Source organism: Kiloniella sp. EL199 (assembly GCF_900313065.1).
GTDB lineage: Bacteria > Pseudomonadota > Alphaproteobacteria > Kiloniellales > Kiloniellaceae > Kiloniella.
The window spans coordinates 538055-555902 of sequence record NZ_OMPU01000010.1 but is presented as its reverse complement, the minus strand read 5'-3'; the positions used below and the strand labels follow the sequence as shown (position 1 = coordinate 555902).

Here is a 17848-nt window from a genome sequence, read left to right as displayed (position 1 = left end):
CCAGCTTTTATTGAACCCAGTACTTTTTAAAACAATACTCACTACTTAGCATCACCATTAACAACATTTTTCAAAAGATATTCCCAAATCTCACCTTGCCCTGGGTGTTTTCTGCGGAAATCACTCGTCAAAATCAAGTTACCTTCAGCGACTGAGAAAGTCGGATCAACATTTTCTTTTTGAATAAAAGAAACCTTTTGGATACGGCTGGAAATAACTTTCCATTGATCATCATCAGCGTGGCGCGTAAATGCATAAAGAACTTCACGCATAGCCGTACCAAAAGCAGGAAGGAGATGATGTGGAGCATGAGCACGGAAAGAAACGTGATCAATTTCCCACGCAATAGTTGTCCCGTGCTTATCAGATAATTCCTTGTTAAACCCTTCTCTATGTTTAGCAATGGTTTCAAGATAGAAGAACTCGTAAACACACACACCACCAGCACATACGTTCTCATAGATGTAATCCCAAATAGGTTTTTGGTTGATAACATCATCATAATCACTCGTAAGGTATAAAGCTTTCTCTGCAGCCCTATATTCGATTTCGGCTTCTTCAATCGGTTTCCTAACGAAAACGACTTTTTGCAGGTTTTCCTTATAGAAATTAATTAGGCCATCACGGCCAATCGCATACCCAGCGACGGCATCCAGAACATTTTTACCAACAGAGACAGATATTTTTTTATGGCCGGAAAATTCAACAAATGACGTGCTGTCGATCTGCCAATCAATTTTATATCCTTCGAGGTTTTGTTCCAGTATTTGATTATATTCTGCAACCTTGGGATTGAAAAAATCTTCAACTTCCTTTGCCGATTGAGCATATGCATCAATCGGCAACGTTACCAGAAGCGATAGTAAGGCAGGCTTGAAATAGTTCATTTATAATAACCTTATAGATGTAAAAAACCAGATATGTTGAGATACAAAGTGCTGAGATAAATCACGAACTTGTACACCGTAATTTCCAATAAATTTGCAGGGTCCGATTTACAGGATCTGCCGGACAGAAAATTGCCGTGTTCTAATCCATTCAAAATCAGAAATTAATAGCGATTAGGATTTCCAGAAGACATAAAACCAACCGCAGTTGGTTTACCATTGAGGTACCAGATGCTGGCGTTATTGTTGATCAACCCGCTCCAACATTGAAAGCCACTGCCATAGTCCATACAGCCCTTGTCGCCTTCAATTTTCCATTTCCCAGAATATCCATCTCCGCGTAATGTTCCGTTTGGATCATAATACTCAGAATAAATACCTGATACTCCTGCACCTTGTAGTGTGTTACCACTAATCAAATTACGAATTTCATCGCCACTTGCCATGTCTGCTTTCGCAATCGAACTACTTATCGCAACAATAAGTGAAGGCGCAAAAAGTACCTTCGTAAGATTCAACGCCATGCCGTATACATCCCCTCTTTGATTAGCCCCCAACAGGTAAGGCACTAGACTTTTAAAGAGCACATAGATGTTAAATGCTGTAATCTGGATATAGATTTACAACTGGATGTGCCCCTTGGTTATCCTAAAGGGGAAAAGTGAGTAGAGTACGATACGCTAGATATAGATTAATAATTGGATGAGTTATTTGGTTATCTTTAAAATGTGCATGTTTAATACCTACGGAGCCACAACGCAGATATGATAACCATAGATTCAGTATTTCTTGGCGCAGCTATTCATGGTGCTGCACTCGTTTTGCTACTTGCATTTAATGGATACTCTAACCGTCAGGCGAACTTCCTGCTGGCCGGCCTTGTTGGATTGCTCACAATCACAATGTGGAACGTCTATATTTTAAAAATCCAAGGCCCACTTATGTTCCACATTATAGATTACCATCTATGGGCAACACCCTTGCTATGGGCACCATTACTTTATCTTTATACTGGCTTACTCATCAAGAAACGAACACTCCAATGGAAATCAATAGCGCACACGTTTCCCGCGCTATTCATCGGTTTACTGCAAATCCCGCTGCATTTCTATCAATCAACCGAATTGGGCATAGAACTATTAGATTTTTTCTACAAAGCTGTCGTCATCTTTATTTATCCACAGCTTGGTCTTTACCTGTTTCATTCATTTAAAATTCTACGAGAATATCAAATTGAAACAAAAGATCAGTTCTCAACCCTAGAGAAAATTAATTTAACTTGGCTAATCGTCATCCTGACTTCGTTTTCCAGTATCCTGCTATTTGATATGACGATGAATTTCTTAATTGTTTTCGGTGATTTCAAACTAACACTTATCTACGATATCGTTTTGTTGCTTGAAGCTCTTATGGTTTTTGCCATTGGTTATTTTTCTTTGCGTCAGCCAGAAATCCTAACAGGAAGCAGTGCAAAAAATCACCCCGTCAAAAATCCAATCACAACAAAATACATTGGTTCTCCGATAGACAAGCAGCTGGGTGCTGAGTTGGCTGATCAGCTTGATAAAATGATGATTGAGCAAAAAACATACCTCACCAACGATCTAACACTCACTCAGTTAGCAGATTCAATGGCGTTGGGAACACATCATATGTCTCAAATAATAAATCAGCATCGGCATAAAAATTTTTACGATTATATCAATGAATACCGCGCCCAGCACGCAGCTGGTTATCTTGCAAAAAGAGGAAAAACCAATCTGACCAGACTGGCTTATGAGTCCGGCTTTAACAATCGAGTGTCCTTTAACAAAGCTTTTCGAAAATATACGGGTCAAACACCAACAGAATTTTTAAAACGACAGGAGATAATAACACAAATAGACGCCTGACCTTTAAATCATGCCCATACAACGCAACCAATGATGACAAAGTGAGTATTCATTTTCTCATGCAAAAACAACGCTCTTACTATCATTTGAAAAAGGATCCAGAGCTACAATGATACGAATATTACTGTTTATAATGTCCGGAATACTTTTAATTGGCCCAATAATGATCTGGTTGCTTTTGTCAGGAATGAGCTGTGCTTACGTAACTGCCGCCACTGAATGTGGTGTTAAATGGAAAAGCCTGCTAGATCCAGAGTTTTACTCCTTATCAGCATTACCTTGGCTCATTGGAATAGGACTTTTTTATATTGCAATTCAGATGAATAGTAAAAAAAATCCAGATAAATGAAGAGCTTTCACCTAATTCTATACGCGCTAATTTATTTAAGTGCTTCCCTAAGATCGCGATGAATTTACAAAAAGAAGGGCAAGCGCTCCCCACCTTCTTCAAGTTTGATCAATGTTAGACCAAACCTTATAAATTAAGGCACAATTGGAAATGCCGTATTAATGCGTCCATCGCGCAGGTAATAAACCTTAACACGAAAATCTGCGCCCTGTATTGTTCGACAGGTAGGACCGGAAAGATCGCCATGTGATGCATTGGCGATCGCCGTCAGAACATCATCATAACTGCAATGGTCCGGAAACATCGTCGAAATTGCCTTAACAGCCGTAACGCCGTTATCGGTGATGTCAAAACCAGTCAGGTTATAAAGGCCGGTGGGAACCTCGACCCCACCGACCAGAATCCTATACTGGGTAAGTCTAGCGGTAGAGGTATCAACAGTCTTCGGGTTGTCTCCGTTTGGGCGCGAGTGAAAGCCTTTGGCTTTTTTCTTCTTCACTTCACCACAGAAAATATGCATTCTGTTGATTTCCACGGTTTGAACCGGATCAGTACCTGGCACATTAACAGTAACCCAATGATCCTGCGCTTCACCACAAGCGACTTGCGCTGATGCAATACCAGCATAAAAAATCATCGCGCCAGCAATAAGTGTCAGGGCGCAAAGTTCCTGAGAAATCATCTTTGACAACGCTCTTGATGTGTTTTTTAGTTTCATAATAATCCCTCGTTTTCGGCACGTACCTACCTCACAGAAAAGTAACGGAAGGGTTCCGGCGAGACACATGATCGCCTCTCCTACAAAACCAGTATGTATTCGTTATAGAGTATTTCTGAACACATTAGAAAAGCCTTGGTCGTTTCGGCCTATAACAAAGAAAGATCGCGGGACTAGACAAGAAATACACTTAACATCTCAAGCCGATGATTGACCAACCTGTTTAATAATGATGCTCGTTCCACAAGAAGTATAACGCAATAAAAGGTAATAATTCTTACCCTTTATTTTGCCCAATGTTGTCTGTCCGCATTTTGAAAACTTTTCCACCACGGATAACTGTACGATCCTGCCCGCGCCGGGAAGTAACCGACAAACGCTGTCGCCAGTTTGCAACGGTTTGGGGGGATGTGCCAACCTGTCGTGCAATTTCCCGATCTGACCAGTTCGTGCGCTCGGGGTCGGTTAGATATGCTGTAATGGCTTCGCGTTTTTGCGCATTTGTCAGCTTGGGTTCTTCACCTGCCTCCCGCAGCAAACGTGTTTCCAATGCATCAACGCGTGCCTGCAGGGCTGCAATCTCACTATCACGGCTCTCCATCAGATCTTGCGCCCAGTTCCCCCATTGCTCCATCTGGGCAACGCTTTGGCGCAAACTTTCCTGAAGAGAAGAAAACTGTTCTTTTGATTTTACCAAGGTTTCTCTTTTTTTATCGCTTATTTTTTTTGACGTTGTGTCGCCATTTTTTTCTTTAGAAGCCATAATTTTAATCTATGCGTTTGACTTAAGCTTCAGCCCGAAGGCCCATTGCCCGTTCAAGCGCATTTAACGTCGGTGCATCCAATTCGGTACTTTTTTGCTTTGAAGTATGGATTGCCTTAACAGTATCCGAAGGTTTTTTTTCATCGTTTCCCGCTTCCACAACAGTCGCCATAACCTGATGCCTATCTTCCAGACGTGCCCAGCGATATTCCTTTCCGATGGATCTATCCTCTCCCCCGACAAGATTAAAAGCTGCCTGTTCTAATTTATCCAGGCGTTCATTTTCCGAGGACACACCTACCATTTCCGCCTCTATGTCCTGAGCATCTTTTTTTCGACGACCAGCGCTTACAGGAGTAAGTTTCTCAGTAACCTTCTGGCTAGGTTTCACACCCGCGGCCTTATTCATTCTTTGACGCAAAACTGCTTTTGGCCCAACACCCGTTTCTTTCTCAAAAGCCTGATACTGAACCAACTGCCGGGTCAATTTCTCGACCTCCTCTCTTTGGTTCAAAGCTTCTTCCATCTGCACGGCATGAGCTTTTCGCAACCCCACCAGCTCCCCTTCCTGAGCATGGCGTTTTGCCTGCTCACTCTGGATTATCGCGGATTTTTCTTCCACTGACTGACGCAATGCTGCGATTTGCAGCTCATGCCGCGCAAGGGACCACCGCAAAGATTCAAGTTCCTGTTCCAGCCTTTGCACCTGGGTTGTACCAACCTCTTGTGCAGGTTCTTGAACTGAACCTTGAGAACTGGAGATCCCCACCTTTAGCTCTCTAAAGCTAATATCTGCACCAGCGAGCATATGTTTAGCACGTCCCAAAGCGGCAAGTGCCTCTCCTTCAACGGCTGAATCCAGCAAAGCCAAAACTTTCTCAAGCCGATGCAAATCCAGTTGCAATCTCTTCACGATGTCCCCCTGCAGAGCGTTTCAACACCCATCTATCTAATTTATTAGATGATATTATTTATTATAACTCCTTTAATCAACTATAAAATTATATAGATGATTAAAAAATGTAACCAGACCAGATACAAACCCTCAGATTTCGCAGAAACCTTGGGTCACGTGTGATCAATGAATTCCGATGTTCTGGATAATTTAGATGATAAACAAGGCAGCCTGCGGCAAAATCAGGCCAAGAACTGTCCATTCATGTAAATTTGGATAGTTGGTTTTCTATGGCAGTCTGCTTGCACTTATCCGAAAATTAAAACACGACAGATGCAGAACAAAAAACTTCGCCCTTACGACTGGCAGAGGGCTAGAAACAGGAAAGCAGGAACCAAAGGGGGTAAAATGATCCCGGCAACAATAGCACTTCTTGAACTGATGATCCCTATTCTACTGGCACAAGAAGCGTTCGTTCATCTTCCGGTACAGGCTCTTCATAACAATCCACATTGGCGAGTGAACGATAGCAATAGGTTGTTGGTGTTGGCTTCGAAACCACGACAACCTCTTCTTTTTGAAAAGCATTTTGGGCACAGCCGCCCAGAACAATAATCCCGGCTAACATCAAAGCAGATGGAAATATTCCTGTCATGGCATGCTCCTTTACCCTTATATAAATATACCCTCTCCAGAATATCCTTACAAGAACTGCGCCAGTTTTCCTCCCTATCGCCTCTTTAGCAATATGACATAAAACAGAATGAAAACGATCAGAGCCTTTCATTAGCTAAACCTTTGGATAAAAACAGTAAAGTGGATCAATAAAGAACTTGTTAACTCTTTGATGCAATCATGTCCCTATAGTCGAAAAAGAATCATGTTTTTCGCACCTATTGGGATTAAATGGCTTCAATGTCTGTAAAATGAGCCGGCCACTTTCTGGTGTAGGCTGTTTATATGGCACCTTACATACACGAAGCTTTGCCCGATCTGGATCGTTCCGCCCTTTAGCCCCGGCGGCTTATTTATAACGAGGTATCAATGCGAGACGAAGAAGATGAGTTCGAACATATAGAGAGTTCACTCGATGATTTGAGTCATGCCGAGTTCCTGATGATCTATCGGGAAGCGGGTGAAAATCTTCTCTTTGCCAAACGCCAACAATGGCAAGCTCTTGCCTATCTCAGCCTTGCGTTTGTTGCCATTTACTTTCTGGCAAAAGCCAATGCCTATGATGCCAAATTCATTAATTATCTAATTGCCTGCTCTCTTATACTTACCGTGTTTGCAGTCGCATCAGAAATTTTCCTGCAGTTCTGGCAAATTAACGAAAAGCGCAAAATTCGGGAAATATCGAAACACCTGTCAACGTCAACGCAAAGAGTTCGCGCATTGAAATCTCGCGGAGAGTCCAATGCACATCGCTACATAATGCTCTTTATGCTGATGGCTTATATCCTTATGGCCCAAATTGCCCTCTTACGTGTGTTGTGGAACATGGCAAATTGATCGCTCACTCCTATTCTGTTCCACGACGCTCACAGGCCCGCCCAAAAATAACCACGGCGGGCCTTTTTCTCCTCAAAAGAGTAAGGTTGCCCAAAGGGTCATGCATAACACAGGAGAACCTTCCCTTGTTTAGTAAAAATTGCTATCTTCAATCTTACGCAAAGACCAGTAATCTTACGTAAACACTAGGGAAATCAGTGATATTCTCGGCAACAAACATAAAAAAGAGCTATGCTCTTGCGTCATTAGCCATGCTTGTTTTTGCGACAGCAGCGGAGGATGTCCGCGCCAAATACGTCACTATATCCAAAGCCCCCAAAAGTTTTTTGAATAAAACGCAACAGGCTCAATTCCATCACCGCTGGTTACGCGAATTTCATTCCTACGATAAAAACAAATCAAAACGTGTCCGGAACTGGTATCAAAGCCTGATGGCTCAAAAATCCAGTGACCCGGTAAAAGAACTCAAATCGCTTTATGCTTTGGCTGGCCGGAATGTCAGATATAAAACAGAGCGCAAAGACTATTGGTCAACCCCCGGTGAAACCATCGCTCGCGGGTACGGGGATTGTGATGATTACGCACATGTTTACCTGACGTCTGCTGCTCTGTTGGGCTACGATCAACGCGATCTCTGGATGGTTGCTGGAACTTTTTATGGGCGATATGGACCTGTTGGTCACGCCGTTGCGGTTGTCGAAACCGAATCAGGCGATCAGTATGTACTCGATAATCTCTATCAACGGGTCATTTCCGAAGAACAGCACCACAGCTTCAAACCCAGTTATGAAATCAATATGGAAGAACAAGCTGCATTTGTGAGTGTAAACACTCAGTTTCATGATGCCTTTTAAGCAGATCTAGAGATTTATCACCTTCACCTCTTGCCAGAGAATCCCAGATGAAAAAGCCTTCTTCTAAAATCACAATCATAACTGCTCTTTTACTGATCTTTAGGCTCTCGTTACCTTCTCAAGCTGAGGCAAAAGACAATACGCTGGAACGAATTGAAGAAACAAACAGCTTTGTCATTGGATACCGAACTGAAAAGCACCCCTTTTCAAGTGTGACAGCAACAGGCGATGTGGAGGGTTATTCAATTGATCTCTGTAAAGGTATTTACGAGAAACTGAAACAGGATCTTGATAAACCCGACCTGGAATTAAAAATGCTCGAGGTAACGGCCGATAACCGCTTTGACTATGTACAAGAGGGCAAGGTGGATATTGTTTGCGGCACCACATCCTGGACATTCAAGCGTCAGGAAAAAGTTGGATTTAGTCTTTTAACCTACGTCACAGGTGCCGAAATGCTGGTCAAGGATGACAGTCGGATCAGAAGCCTCAAAAGCCTTAAAGGCAAGAAAGCCGGTCTTATCTATGGCACTCTCACCGCTGATGCGATTACAAAGCGTATAGAGCGTGACAATCTTGATATAGAGTTAGTCACTTACAAACACCCAAAAGCAGGTATCGAAGCGCTGGAAAACAGAGAGATTGATGCCTATATAGCCGATCGTATCATTTTAATCGGTTTGCTTGACGCAGCTGATGCCCCGAATGATCTCAAGCTGGTTAATCGTTTTTACACCTACGATCCCTATGCCTTGATGTTCGCACGCCAATCACTGGATTTCAAACTCCTTGTCGATCGCTATCTGGCTGGATTGTATCGAAGTGACAAATCACTGAAACTCTTTGAAAAATGGTTCGCTCACATGGGAATTCGCTCTAACGAAAATATCCTCCGCGCCATGTTCAAATTACAAAGTATCCCTGAATAAATTCTCAAACCTTGACCAGAAAATAAAATTTCTCAATACAAATTAAACCAAAAAGAGTACACTTGGGTATTGAGAAAGAGCTGTTTGAAAAGCAATGGAGTGTATTATTTGAAGCTCTTGCCCTTAGTCTTCTTTTTGCTGTTCTCTCCTTTTGTGGCTGCTGCCGCCCCCTTAAAGCTAGCCTTTCCCGAAAATTACGCTCCCATGATCTGGACCGAAAACGGACAGATGAAAGGCGTCATTATTGATGTGCTCAATAAAATTCTCAGAAACAAACTGAATATAGAAACCCGGTACGATGGATACCCCTGGTCCCGCGCGCAAGTGAAGGTCAAAAAAGGCCTCTCAGACGCTTTTGTCACCATCCCTATTCCTGAACGACTTGAATATACAACCTGCAGCACAGAGCCTGTTTTCTCCGGCGACATCATAATTTATACCTATGTAAATCACCCGCAACGCGATGCAATCCTGAACATTAAATCGGCACAGGATCTAATGAAATTTGTTTTGGTCGATTACAGAGGCAATGGATGGATCAAAAGTAAACTTCCAGATGCCAGGGTTGTTTGGACAGACACATTGGAACAGACATACAAACTACTCGCGAACAAACGCGCTGACATCATCGTTAGAGACACCGTCAACTTCGACTTTTTCGCACGGGACCATCAATATACAAAGCACATAGAAAAAACATCTGTGGTTGTCGATACCATCAATATCCATCTGTGTATCAATAAAAATTCAAAGTATATATCCATATTGCCGAATTTTGACAAAGCGATACAAGACCTTCGCAACGAAGGAACCATCGATGCTATTATTGATAGCTATACAAAACCTTCTGTTCCTACGAATTAGCAGCATCTCAAACGGAATAAGCAGGAGATGGATAAAACTTTCTGAAATGATAATCGAGTTTCTATCGCGTCTGTATTTATCGACAGTATAAGAATCAAGGTCTTTGTATTACGTCATGATCAGGATGCCATCGCATTAGTTGTATTTAAATTAAGCATTTCTTATAGAAGTTATATCAATGTTATACTGTATAGGTTTAATACAGAAACCAAGACACTAATCACCAAAGTATTTCTGTACTGTGTAATGCTGCTCAGATCATATGACGAAGCCATTGGAGCCAGAACATAAAATAGGTGACCCTACTCCCTCTAAGCAAAAGCAAGGAGTATCCGTCCCTGAGTGCTTTGCCATTGTCAACAAAAGCGGCTTGTTAATAGATTTTAGTCCAGACCTACAAAAAACGTTGCTTCTGCCCAATACCCAAATAGAGCCCGGTATTCCTATCTCTGCAATTATCGATGGCTTGCTTTCTGCTAACGGAAAGCACCTAAGCCAAGAGCAATTGGCTGTGTGGCAGAAGAAACTAAAGGACTATGAAAAGGGCAAGATCACTGATTTAAGTTTGACTGCGCTTGGGAAATTGCGAATTACAAGCAAACGCCACGCCCTGCATGATGGTTCAATTCTCTTTACATTCAAGCCACATCCATTCCTGCCTGCTTCTCAAGACGAAGCCATAAAAATTTCCGAGAAAGTGCTTTCTGCTTTAGACGATATCAGCGTCGGATTTATTCTCTATGATGAGCAAGGAAAGTTTGTGTTTTGTAATGCCTGTCACCGTGAGCTTTACCCGGAAGTCGCCCATATGCTCCAGCCCGGAATGGATCGCCAGGAAATACTCGACGCCTATTGGGATAAAGTAGGCGACAAAGCACCTGAGATTGACAAGGGAGCCAAATGGAACCGGGACGGTCTTTCCCCTCGCGGAGATAAAGAACGGCAACTACCCAACGGCCGCTGGATCCAGATAAGTGAACTGGAGAGTAAAGCCGGTGGTATCGTCGCCGTAAGAACAGAAATCACCGACCTGAAAGCGCATCAATCGGTTCTCTTCAAGGTTAATAAGCGTTTGCTGGAGCAAGCTCAGGAACTGGAATACACTTCAAAAGCAGCCCGGCAGGCAACAGAAGCCAAATCCAACTTTTTATCAACGATGAGTCATGAAATACGCACACCGCTTAATGGTGTCATTGGCATGGCACAACTTTTACGTGGCTCTGATCTTGATAGCGACCAAATAACCAAGCTTGATACAATTATTACCTCTGGCCAGAGCCTGCTGGAAATAATCAACGACATTCTTGATATGAGCAAGATCGAAACAGGAAATGTCGATCTGGAATACACCACATTCGATCTATCTGAAATGCTGCAAGCAACAGTTGCTCCCTTGATCGCAATGGCTGAAGATAATGGTCTCTACCTGAAAATAGAACCTCAAACCGTCGCAACCCAATACATCAGAAGTGATAGCACACGACTAAGGCAAATCCTGACCAACTTGCTTAGCAATGCCATAAAGTTCACCATCAGCGGCGGCATCATTCTTGCTGTCGAGAAACTTTCTCCAAACGATCCCCGGTGCCTCGAATTAAATCTTCCCGACAGCAATAATTCATCATCTCATCAACATGATACAGAGGCTTTAAGCCAGGATTTTTTCCTAATAACGGTCAAAGATACAGGTACAGGTATTGCAGAAGATCGGCTTGATTCAATCTTTCAATCTTTCACACAGGAAGACAATACAATTACCCGCAAATTCGGCGGCACAGGACTAGGTCTCTCTATAGTCAAAAGTTTAGTCGAGATGCTCGGCGGCAAAATATCCGTTTCAAGTAAACTTAATTTAGGCAGTCAATTTCGATTTGTCTTACCAGTCACCATACCCTCGGAAGAGGAAATCAGGCTCGTTGAAAATCAGAAAAAACCACTAACAGATGTCGATTGCCCCCCTTTAAAAGTATTGGTGGCAGAAGACAACATGGTCAACGCAACCATTGCCAAAGCCTTTCTCGAAAAATTTGGCCATGTACCAACAATCGTGATAAATGGAGAACAAGCAGTTGAAGCGCTTAAGCAAGGTAGTTTTGATTTAATTTTCATGGACATACATATGCCACTGATGGATGGAATAGAAGCGACATCCAGAATACGAGCAGGCAATACACAACCAGATATTCCAATTATCGGCCTGACAGCAGAGGCATTTAAAGAACGCCACGCCCATTTTATTGAAAGCGGTATGAATGACGTATTGTCAAAACCCTTTACTGAACAACAGCTAAAGGGCACTATTCTTAAACATATAGAAATAATAAACCAGCAAAGAGAAGCCATTCCGCCTCAATCATTCCCGTCCCTGGCTCCACAGCCAACGGCTCGCACAGAAGAAGTGGTTTTGGAACAAGAATTCACAGAAGAGGTTTTGCCGAATATGACCAGTACTCCCGATGAAACAGGCCTGCCAATCGGTTCCGATGATGAATATGACCTTATGAAATCACAGATTGGCGATGATGTTATCGCCGAACTAATCGGGATGGCCCCTGATACGATTCATACTCAAATAGACAAAATTAAAGAAGGTTTGTCTGCAAGCAATAGTGAGTTAATTTACCTTGCAGCTCATACAATCAAAGGGTCAGCAAGCTCTATGTTTGCTCCTCGTTTGGCAGAAAATGCGCGAACACTGGAAAAACATTCCAAAGATATCTCGGCCGCAGAAAATTATTTACCAACACTCCAACAAACTGCAGAAGAAACAATTGCCTGGTGGAACAATAAGCTGGACTCATAAAGATTTTGTCTGAAAGTCACCTTTTTCTACGAAACAATCATGCCTACATAAAACTGGACCGTATAAAAACCAGGGTTACCCCCTGATGATTGGCATGTCATCAAGAAAGAGTTACAAATTTCTGTCTGCTTTGTCGTCTCTTATGGCTTTTTTAGATATACAACCTGGCCTCAATGAAGCTGATCACGAGGTCGTTGCCCCCTCGGAAATTGACTACCTATAAGTCGGGCTCGATCTGTCAGATTTTGGCGGGAAATACGTTCTTCAGGAAAAACTTCGTTCAACACAGTCCCTAAATGCCTTGATTTTTCCAATAGGTCTTCCAAACCGGACCAATAACCCGCACGATCAAGAGTTAACCGCCCGGCAGTTTCCATCGCAAGGACATTTTCTGCCCTTGCCGCCTGTACCAACCACAAAGCATTCAACTCGGTCACACAAATTTCCTGACGGCAGATTTCACAGCAGGGCACAATAAATTCAAACGATGTCTTGCGCTCGTTTCGTATCGTCCGAATAAAAGCAGCCGTTGCATTAACGACCCACGCTCCATCATATGGACCCAGTTCCTTTTCCCCCCACACAAAGGCTTTTTCCCAAGCCAGAGAGTCTGGATTAGCATAGGATTGACAATAATAGCGTAACAGTTCCAGAATCAGTAATTCTGATGGTTGAAAACGATAATTACGAAGGGGGAAGCTTCTGGATTTTTGAGACCAATTTCCATGGTCTGGTGTTCTTGAACAGGTCATTCTCTTCACTTTCCAGTCTAATCATCCAATGGAGAGAATAATGCGTACTCTTTGTCACATTACCATGTCCTAACAATCAAACCTTATGTTTTAAATGTCCTGACGTTTTATTGGCGACCATTCTCGCGTGGTCATTATTGCATTTAAGCAGCAGGATTATTGAAAATCCTTTAGCCAAGGTCAAGGGTGCTAATTTAAAATAGTTTCTGGTGTTGTCCCGAACAGCCAAAATTCGGGGAGTAACGGTATCCATAGATTGATCTTCGCTTTTTGATAAATCCATCAAATAGTTATAAGGGTTTTAAAAGTCGAAATCATTCATGATTCATCACCAGAAAAATAATTAATGGTATAAATTCCGAAACAAATAACCTACTCTGTTATTAAAAGAGCACCCAAAGCTAAAGGAGGTGACATTTCCTTGCAGGGAACCCAAACATGATCAATGACCCAAATGCATCTATTACAAATAACAACACCAGGAATCAGACAATCAGGGATAATTCCCTGATAAAAAAAAGAAACCCGAACTGGCCAGATATCTATAGCCTTTCACCAGCTATTATCCCCGAGATTTTAAAGGCCGGAATGTCCGATTTTTTAAATGCAATTAGATATGGTTTGTTTTTTGGAGGTATCTATGCTGTCGGTGGTTGGACATTGATCATTCTCCTGCTCGAACTTGAACTACCGTACCTTGTCTATCCTCTTGCCATTGGTTTTGCTTTGATTGCTCCCTTTATCGCCAGTGGATTTTATTTCATCAGTCATCAACTGGAAGAAAATAAACCTCTTAGCTGGGGGCGCACTTTCGGTGTTGTCAGATCAATGTTTAACAGGGATCTAGGCTGGATGGCCCTTGTGACCGGGTTTTCACTTTTCATATGGCTTGATATAGCCGCCTTCATCACCCTCAGCTTTTTTGGCTTCAAGCTCTTTAGCATGGCAGAACTTGTTGATCTCATCTTTACAACAGAAAAAGGATTGTTGTTCCTGCTTGTTGGGCATACGATTGGCGCCATTATCGCCCTGATTGTTTTTTCTTTTTCAGTCATTTCCTTCCCTATGTTGTATCATCGTGATATTGATTTTGTAACCGCCATGGTGACCTCTGTCCGATTGGTCAAAAACAATCCAAAAACCATGATTCTGTGGTGTATCACCATCGCAGCACTGACAGTTTTTTCCATTCTCGCCGGTTTATTGGGGTTATTTGTTACCCTACCACTTCTGGGGCATGCAACCTGGCACCTATACAAGCGTGCCGTAGGTCCCAGTCCGACATAACATCAATCAGGAACATATCCATCTAATAATGAATAAATCACGGATGTTTTGATTGAGATGATAGGTAGCGCAAAATATTTACAGGAAAATATCTGTTAAATCACTTCACTTTAACACTGCGTTAATTGCCGGGGGCTAAACTTTTTATCGAATGAGGGGTTTTAGAGTGGCGTTTGCGTCACAAAAACAAAAAGGAAAATATTCTTAAAATCAATTTATATAGTTATTTATTATGTAACATTGAGTTTGAGAAGATAAACGCCTTTCCCCTTTATATAAACTTCGGTGTACCGACTTTGGGACGAATTTAAACATGGCACTAGCCGCTACAGACGAACGCCTTCACAAAGAACTTGATAAACTAGTCCTCTACGTAGAACGTTTGCGACAGGAACTTGCCGATGCAATGCGCAAAAAAGGGGATCGAACTGACTTTGAAAACATGTCTGTTCAACTTGACGCCCTTGTTAAAAACACTGAAGAAGCGTCAAACGGAATTCTAAAATCTTCCGAAGAAATTCTGGACGTTGTTGAAAAGCTACGCGAGGACAACAGTGAGGAAGAACGTAACAAGCTCTGTGATGAGATTGTATCTCATGCCACCAGTAATCTTGAAGCCTGCAGCTTTCAGGATATTACCGGACAACGTGTCACCAAAATTTTGCGATCAATGCAATTTGTCGAAGACAGAGTTACATCAATGGCGGAAATTTACGGCGAAACAGCAATCCAAACCATTGGCATGGAAATCTCAGCGCAAGAAGAACCAAGTGAAGAAGTCGCCATGGATGGTCCAGCAATAGAAATTGAAGAAGCAATCTCTCAGGATGAAATTGACGCTCTTTTTGATTAGAGTTTGATTAGAATCTTGTTGAGTGACCATGTTTAATCAGAAACGATGCAATTCCCCGCACCGAATATGGAAGTCATGGAGATCGTTTTGCCTCTCCAAACATCATAAAAACCTTTCAGGCTAAAGGAAACATCCTCAAACCCGAAAGGTTCTCATGGGTGCATTACTGTTCTGTAAAGTAAGGTAGCTTGGGTATCAAAGCGACTTACTCAGCAGCCACTTTATCCTGTGTCTTCAACTCAAAATCACTTGCATGATGACGTTCGTGAAGCTGGGTGTCCAGATCACCCCAGGTACGGTTGACCATCCTGCCACGTTGCACTGCTTCACGCTTATCAATTTCTTTCGCCCAGCGCATCACGTTTGTATAGCTCTCGGCATCAAGAAATTCCGCAGCATCATAACTTCTGTTCAAAACCACAGATCCATACCACGCCCAGATCGCGATATCAGCAATGGTGTATTCATTCCCACACATATACCTATTATTGTTCAAGTGTCGATCCAGTACATCAAGTTGACGCTTTACTTCCATCGTAAACCGATCAATGCAGTATTCCATCTTGAACGGTGCATAGGCATAGAAGTGACCAAATCCACCACCTAGATAGGGTGCACTGCCCATCTGCCAAAAAAGCCATGACAGACACTCTGTACGCTTCATTGGATCTTTTGGTATAAATGCGTCAAATTTTTCTGCGAGGTACAGTAAAATAGAGCCTGATTCAAAAACCTTGGTTGGTGTTTCAGTAGAATTATCTAACAAAGCCGGAATTTTAGAGTTCGGATTAATATCAACAAACCCGCTAGAAAACTGATCTCCGTCACCAATTTTGATCAAGTAAGCATCATATTCAGCCCCTTTATGGCCTTGGCTCAAAAGCTCTTCCAACATAATAGTAACTTTAATGCCATTTGGTGTCGCCAGAGAATAGAGCTGTAACGGGTTGTCACCAACAGGCAAGGCCTTGTCATGTGTCGGACCAGCAACAGGGCGATTAATACTGGCCCATTCACCACCATTTTCACTATCCCATTTCCATATTTTCGGGGGTGTATAATCCGCCGGATAATTCTCGGGGGTGTTCGCAGGATTACTCATAGAAATTCCTTACCTGATCTCTCTTCGTTGGGTAATGTAACCCAGTGAGTGGTTACAAATCATTTCGGCCAAGCAATGCCCCTGGTTTATAATTTCAGGCTTACTTGGTTGTTCATGTGTCACTTGGCGATTGGTTTCTCTTTTTCAAGAACAGCAGACAACTATAATGCAAAGCCGGAATAAAATTGTACGCATGAGATAATTCATACTCAAGATAACTCACACAAGTGTCTAAACCATAACTTTGCTTTCCTCATCAATCTAAATACTCTAGATCATCACATCTAGCCATTAAGTAACTACAACCCCGCGCTCCAGACCAAGGACACATCTTGAAACTCTATATATCCGATTTGGATTTCACTTTACTGGACACTATCGGGGATTTACCCAAGAGTTCGGTTCAACGTCTCAACAGACTGATTGAACAGGGTGTGCACTTTACAATAGCAACAGCCCGGGCGGCACCTTCGATAAAACATCTTATGGAAAATGTTAATCTCCAACTTCCCATTATCGAATTAAACGGTGCCATTATAAGAGACTTGAATACTAACCATGTTCTGGATCATAAAGGTTTGGGCCTGAACAATGCAATTCGCGCCTTTGACTGTTTTCAGGAACTTGATTTGATACCGTATGTTTCCGGTCTCAGGGGCGACAATAACCCTCTGTATTTTCCAGAGTTGAAAAACAAGGGCATGCAATGGTTCCACGATGAAAAAGTTATTCGTCATGACCCACGTCTGAGCGAACTGCCTCTGGATCTTCTCAATAATGCAACATCTGATACCTCGCAAAACTACAAAATACAGGCATCGCCCTTACTGGATGATGTACTCTGTTTTGTATATCTGGGAAGCAAGGAAGAAATTTTTACCATCAAAAGCTTGATCGAAGAAAAACTGCCCCATCTTCTGATTACTCTGTATCCAAACCACTATATCGGCGGCTGGGAAATAATTGTCTCCGCCCCCGAAGCAAACAAAGGCTTCGCGGTTAAATCACTTCTGGGTCACATCAAAGAACGTCACAGTTTCAACATAGAAGAAATTACCGCCTTTGGTGACAGTTCAAATGATCTGGATATGCTCCGTAACGCCCATACACCCATTGCCGTTGCCAACGCCAGTAAAGAGATTAAAGCAGAAGCCCATAAAATCATCGGGCATCACGGCGAGGAAGCCGTATTGAGCTATATTGAAGAAATGCATTCATAAAATGATTCTCAAGTAAAACAATTAGAAGGCCTTTAGAGAGATTGTTTTTTCTGAGGTGCAAATACATCCGCACAAAAATATGTCACAGCAGAACAGCTTTGCGGCAAAATCTGTAATCTTGTGTTGGCTATGATCTGATTTCCCTATGACAACGACGCGACAAAAACT

General features: G+C 42.4%; 17 protein-coding genes. 9 read left to right on the top strand and 8 right to left on the bottom strand.

Translation table 11 applies throughout. The features are described from left to right. Window positions 1-41: 41 nt before the first annotated feature. Both D9A03_RS10995 and D9A03_RS10990 read right to left on the bottom strand, forming a co-directional pair. Window positions 42-887 carry a hypothetical protein gene (locus D9A03_RS10995; protein WP_120497227.1) on the bottom strand — a complete coding sequence of 282 codons (846 nt, stop codon included), beginning with the start codon at window positions 885-887 and terminating at the stop codon, window positions 42-44. A gap of 164 nt (window positions 888-1051) precedes the next feature. Next, window positions 1052-1411 (bottom strand): hypothetical protein, encoded by a 360-nt coding sequence (locus tag D9A03_RS10990; RefSeq protein WP_120497226.1) that lies wholly within the window; start codon window positions 1409-1411, stop codon window positions 1052-1054. Window positions 1412-1651: 240 nt separating this feature from the next. Between D9A03_RS10990 and D9A03_RS10985 the strand changes: the two genes are divergently transcribed. After that, window positions 1652-2779 carry a helix-turn-helix domain-containing protein gene (locus D9A03_RS10985; RefSeq protein WP_120497225.1) on the top strand — a complete coding sequence of 376 codons (1128 nt, stop codon included), beginning with the start codon at window positions 1652-1654 and terminating at the stop codon, window positions 2777-2779. A 482-nt stretch (window positions 2780-3261) separates the two neighbouring features. On the opposite strand, the gene D9A03_RS10975 is transcribed toward D9A03_RS10985, so the two are convergent. From D9A03_RS10975 to D9A03_RS10960, 4 genes are all read right to left on the bottom strand, one after another. Next, window positions 3262-3846 (bottom strand): EndoU domain-containing protein, encoded by a 585-nt coding sequence (locus D9A03_RS10975; protein WP_162938093.1) that lies wholly within the window; start codon window positions 3844-3846, stop codon window positions 3262-3264. Between the two features lie 277 nt (window positions 3847-4123). Continuing rightward, on the bottom strand, window positions 4124-4609 hold the full coding sequence (locus tag D9A03_RS10970) for a helix-turn-helix domain-containing protein (RefSeq protein WP_120497222.1): 486 nt from the start codon (window positions 4607-4609) through the stop codon (window positions 4124-4126). A 22-nt stretch (window positions 4610-4631) separates the two neighbouring features. Beyond that, window positions 4632-5522: a hypothetical protein gene (locus D9A03_RS10965; RefSeq protein WP_120497221.1), complete on the bottom strand. Its 891-nt coding sequence runs from the start codon at window positions 5520-5522 to the stop codon at window positions 4632-4634. Between the two features lie 430 nt (window positions 5523-5952). Beyond that, a complete protein-coding gene (locus D9A03_RS10960) occupies window positions 5953-6159 on the bottom strand; it encodes a hypothetical protein (RefSeq protein WP_120497220.1) in 207 nt (68 codons plus the stop codon). Window positions 6160-6548: 389 nt separating this feature from the next. On the opposite strand from D9A03_RS10960, the gene D9A03_RS10955 reads away from it, so the two are divergent. The 5 genes from D9A03_RS10955 to D9A03_RS10935 all read left to right on the top strand — a co-directional run bounded on the left by D9A03_RS10955 (window position 6549) and on the right by D9A03_RS10935 (window position 12466). Continuing rightward, window positions 6549-7016, top strand: a complete 468-nt coding sequence (locus D9A03_RS10955) for a hypothetical protein (RefSeq protein ID WP_120497219.1) — start codon at window positions 6549-6551, stop codon at window positions 7014-7016. A gap of 197 nt (window positions 7017-7213) precedes the next feature. After that, on the top strand, window positions 7214-7870 hold the full coding sequence (locus D9A03_RS10950; RefSeq protein WP_120497218.1) for a transglutaminase-like domain-containing protein: 657 nt from the start codon (window positions 7214-7216) through the stop codon (window positions 7868-7870). A 47-nt stretch (window positions 7871-7917) separates the two neighbouring features. Continuing rightward, window positions 7918-8799 (top strand): amino acid ABC transporter substrate-binding protein, encoded by an 882-nt coding sequence (locus D9A03_RS10945; protein ID WP_120497217.1) that lies wholly within the window; start codon window positions 7918-7920, stop codon window positions 8797-8799. Between the two features lie 108 nt (window positions 8800-8907). Then, entirely contained in the window at window positions 8908-9663 is a 756-nt protein-coding gene (locus tag D9A03_RS10940) for an ABC transporter substrate-binding protein (RefSeq protein ID WP_120497216.1), read from the top strand. A gap of 262 nt (window positions 9664-9925) precedes the next feature. Further along, window positions 9926-12466 carry an ATP-binding protein gene (locus tag D9A03_RS10935; protein WP_120497215.1) on the top strand — a complete coding sequence of 847 codons (2541 nt, stop codon included), beginning with the start codon at window positions 9926-9928 and terminating at the stop codon, window positions 12464-12466. Window positions 12467-12636: 170 nt separating this feature from the next. On the opposite strand, the gene D9A03_RS10930 is transcribed toward D9A03_RS10935, so the two are convergent. Next, entirely contained in the window at window positions 12637-13218 is a 582-nt protein-coding gene (locus D9A03_RS10930) for a hypothetical protein (protein WP_120497214.1), read from the bottom strand. Window positions 13219-13656: 438 nt separating this feature from the next. Here D9A03_RS10930 and D9A03_RS10925 point away from each other — a divergent pair, with 438 nt between their 5' ends. Next, entirely contained in the window at window positions 13657-14505 is an 849-nt protein-coding gene (locus tag D9A03_RS10925) for a DUF2189 domain-containing protein (protein WP_120497213.1), read from the top strand. 313 nt (window positions 14506-14818) lie between these two features. Continuing rightward, the gene (locus tag D9A03_RS10920) at window positions 14819-15358 is read left to right on the top strand and encodes a hypothetical protein (protein WP_120497212.1); all 540 of its coding nucleotides are present in this window, start codon (window positions 14819-14821) and stop codon (window positions 15356-15358) included. A gap of 205 nt (window positions 15359-15563) precedes the next feature. Here the strand turns inward: D9A03_RS10920 and yghU are convergent, their stop codons facing one another. Continuing rightward, window positions 15564-16460 (bottom strand): glutathione-dependent disulfide-bond oxidoreductase, encoded by an 897-nt coding sequence (gene yghU, locus D9A03_RS10915; protein WP_120497211.1) that lies wholly within the window; start codon window positions 16458-16460, stop codon window positions 15564-15566. A gap of 332 nt (window positions 16461-16792) precedes the next feature. Here yghU and D9A03_RS10910 point away from each other — a divergent pair, with 332 nt between their 5' ends. Beyond that, window positions 16793-17680: an HAD hydrolase family protein gene (locus tag D9A03_RS10910; RefSeq protein ID WP_162938092.1), complete on the top strand. Its 888-nt coding sequence runs from the start codon at window positions 16793-16795 to the stop codon at window positions 17678-17680. Window positions 17681-17848: the final 168 nt, after the last annotated feature.

Coding starts and splice junctions, on each gene's coding strand:
- D9A03_RS10935 (WP_120497215.1), top strand. CDS start 9,926: ATGACGAAGCCATTGGAGCCAGAACATAAAATAGGTGACCCTACTCCC.
- D9A03_RS10985 (WP_120497225.1), top strand. CDS start 1,652: ATGATAACCATAGATTCAGTATTTCTTGGCGCAGCTATTCATGGTGCT.
- D9A03_RS10995 (WP_120497227.1), bottom strand. CDS start 887: ATGAACTATTTCAAGCCTGCCTTACTATCGCTTCTGGTAACGTTGCCG.
- D9A03_RS10920 (WP_120497212.1), top strand. CDS start 14,819: ATGGCACTAGCCGCTACAGACGAACGCCTTCACAAAGAACTTGATAAA.
- D9A03_RS10925 (WP_120497213.1), top strand. CDS start 13,657: ATGATCAATGACCCAAATGCATCTATTACAAATAACAACACCAGGAAT.
- D9A03_RS10955 (WP_120497219.1), top strand. CDS start 6,549: ATGCGAGACGAAGAAGATGAGTTCGAACATATAGAGAGTTCACTCGAT.
- D9A03_RS10990 (WP_120497226.1), bottom strand. CDS start 1,411: ATGGCGTTGAATCTTACGAAGGTACTTTTTGCGCCTTCACTTATTGTT.
- D9A03_RS10975 (WP_162938093.1), bottom strand. CDS start 3,846: ATGAAACTAAAAAACACATCAAGAGCGTTGTCAAAGATGATTTCTCAG.
- yghU (WP_120497211.1), bottom strand. CDS start 16,460: ATGAGTAATCCTGCGAACACCCCCGAGAATTATCCGGCGGATTATACA.
- D9A03_RS10970 (WP_120497222.1), bottom strand. CDS start 4,609: ATGGCTTCTAAAGAAAAAAATGGCGACACAACGTCAAAAAAAATAAGC.
- D9A03_RS10930 (WP_120497214.1), bottom strand. CDS start 13,218: ATGACCTGTTCAAGAACACCAGACCATGGAAATTGGTCTCAAAAATCC.
- D9A03_RS10945 (WP_120497217.1), top strand. CDS start 7,918: ATGAAAAAGCCTTCTTCTAAAATCACAATCATAACTGCTCTTTTACTG.
- D9A03_RS10960 (WP_120497220.1), bottom strand. CDS start 6,159: ATGACAGGAATATTTCCATCTGCTTTGATGTTAGCCGGGATTATTGTT.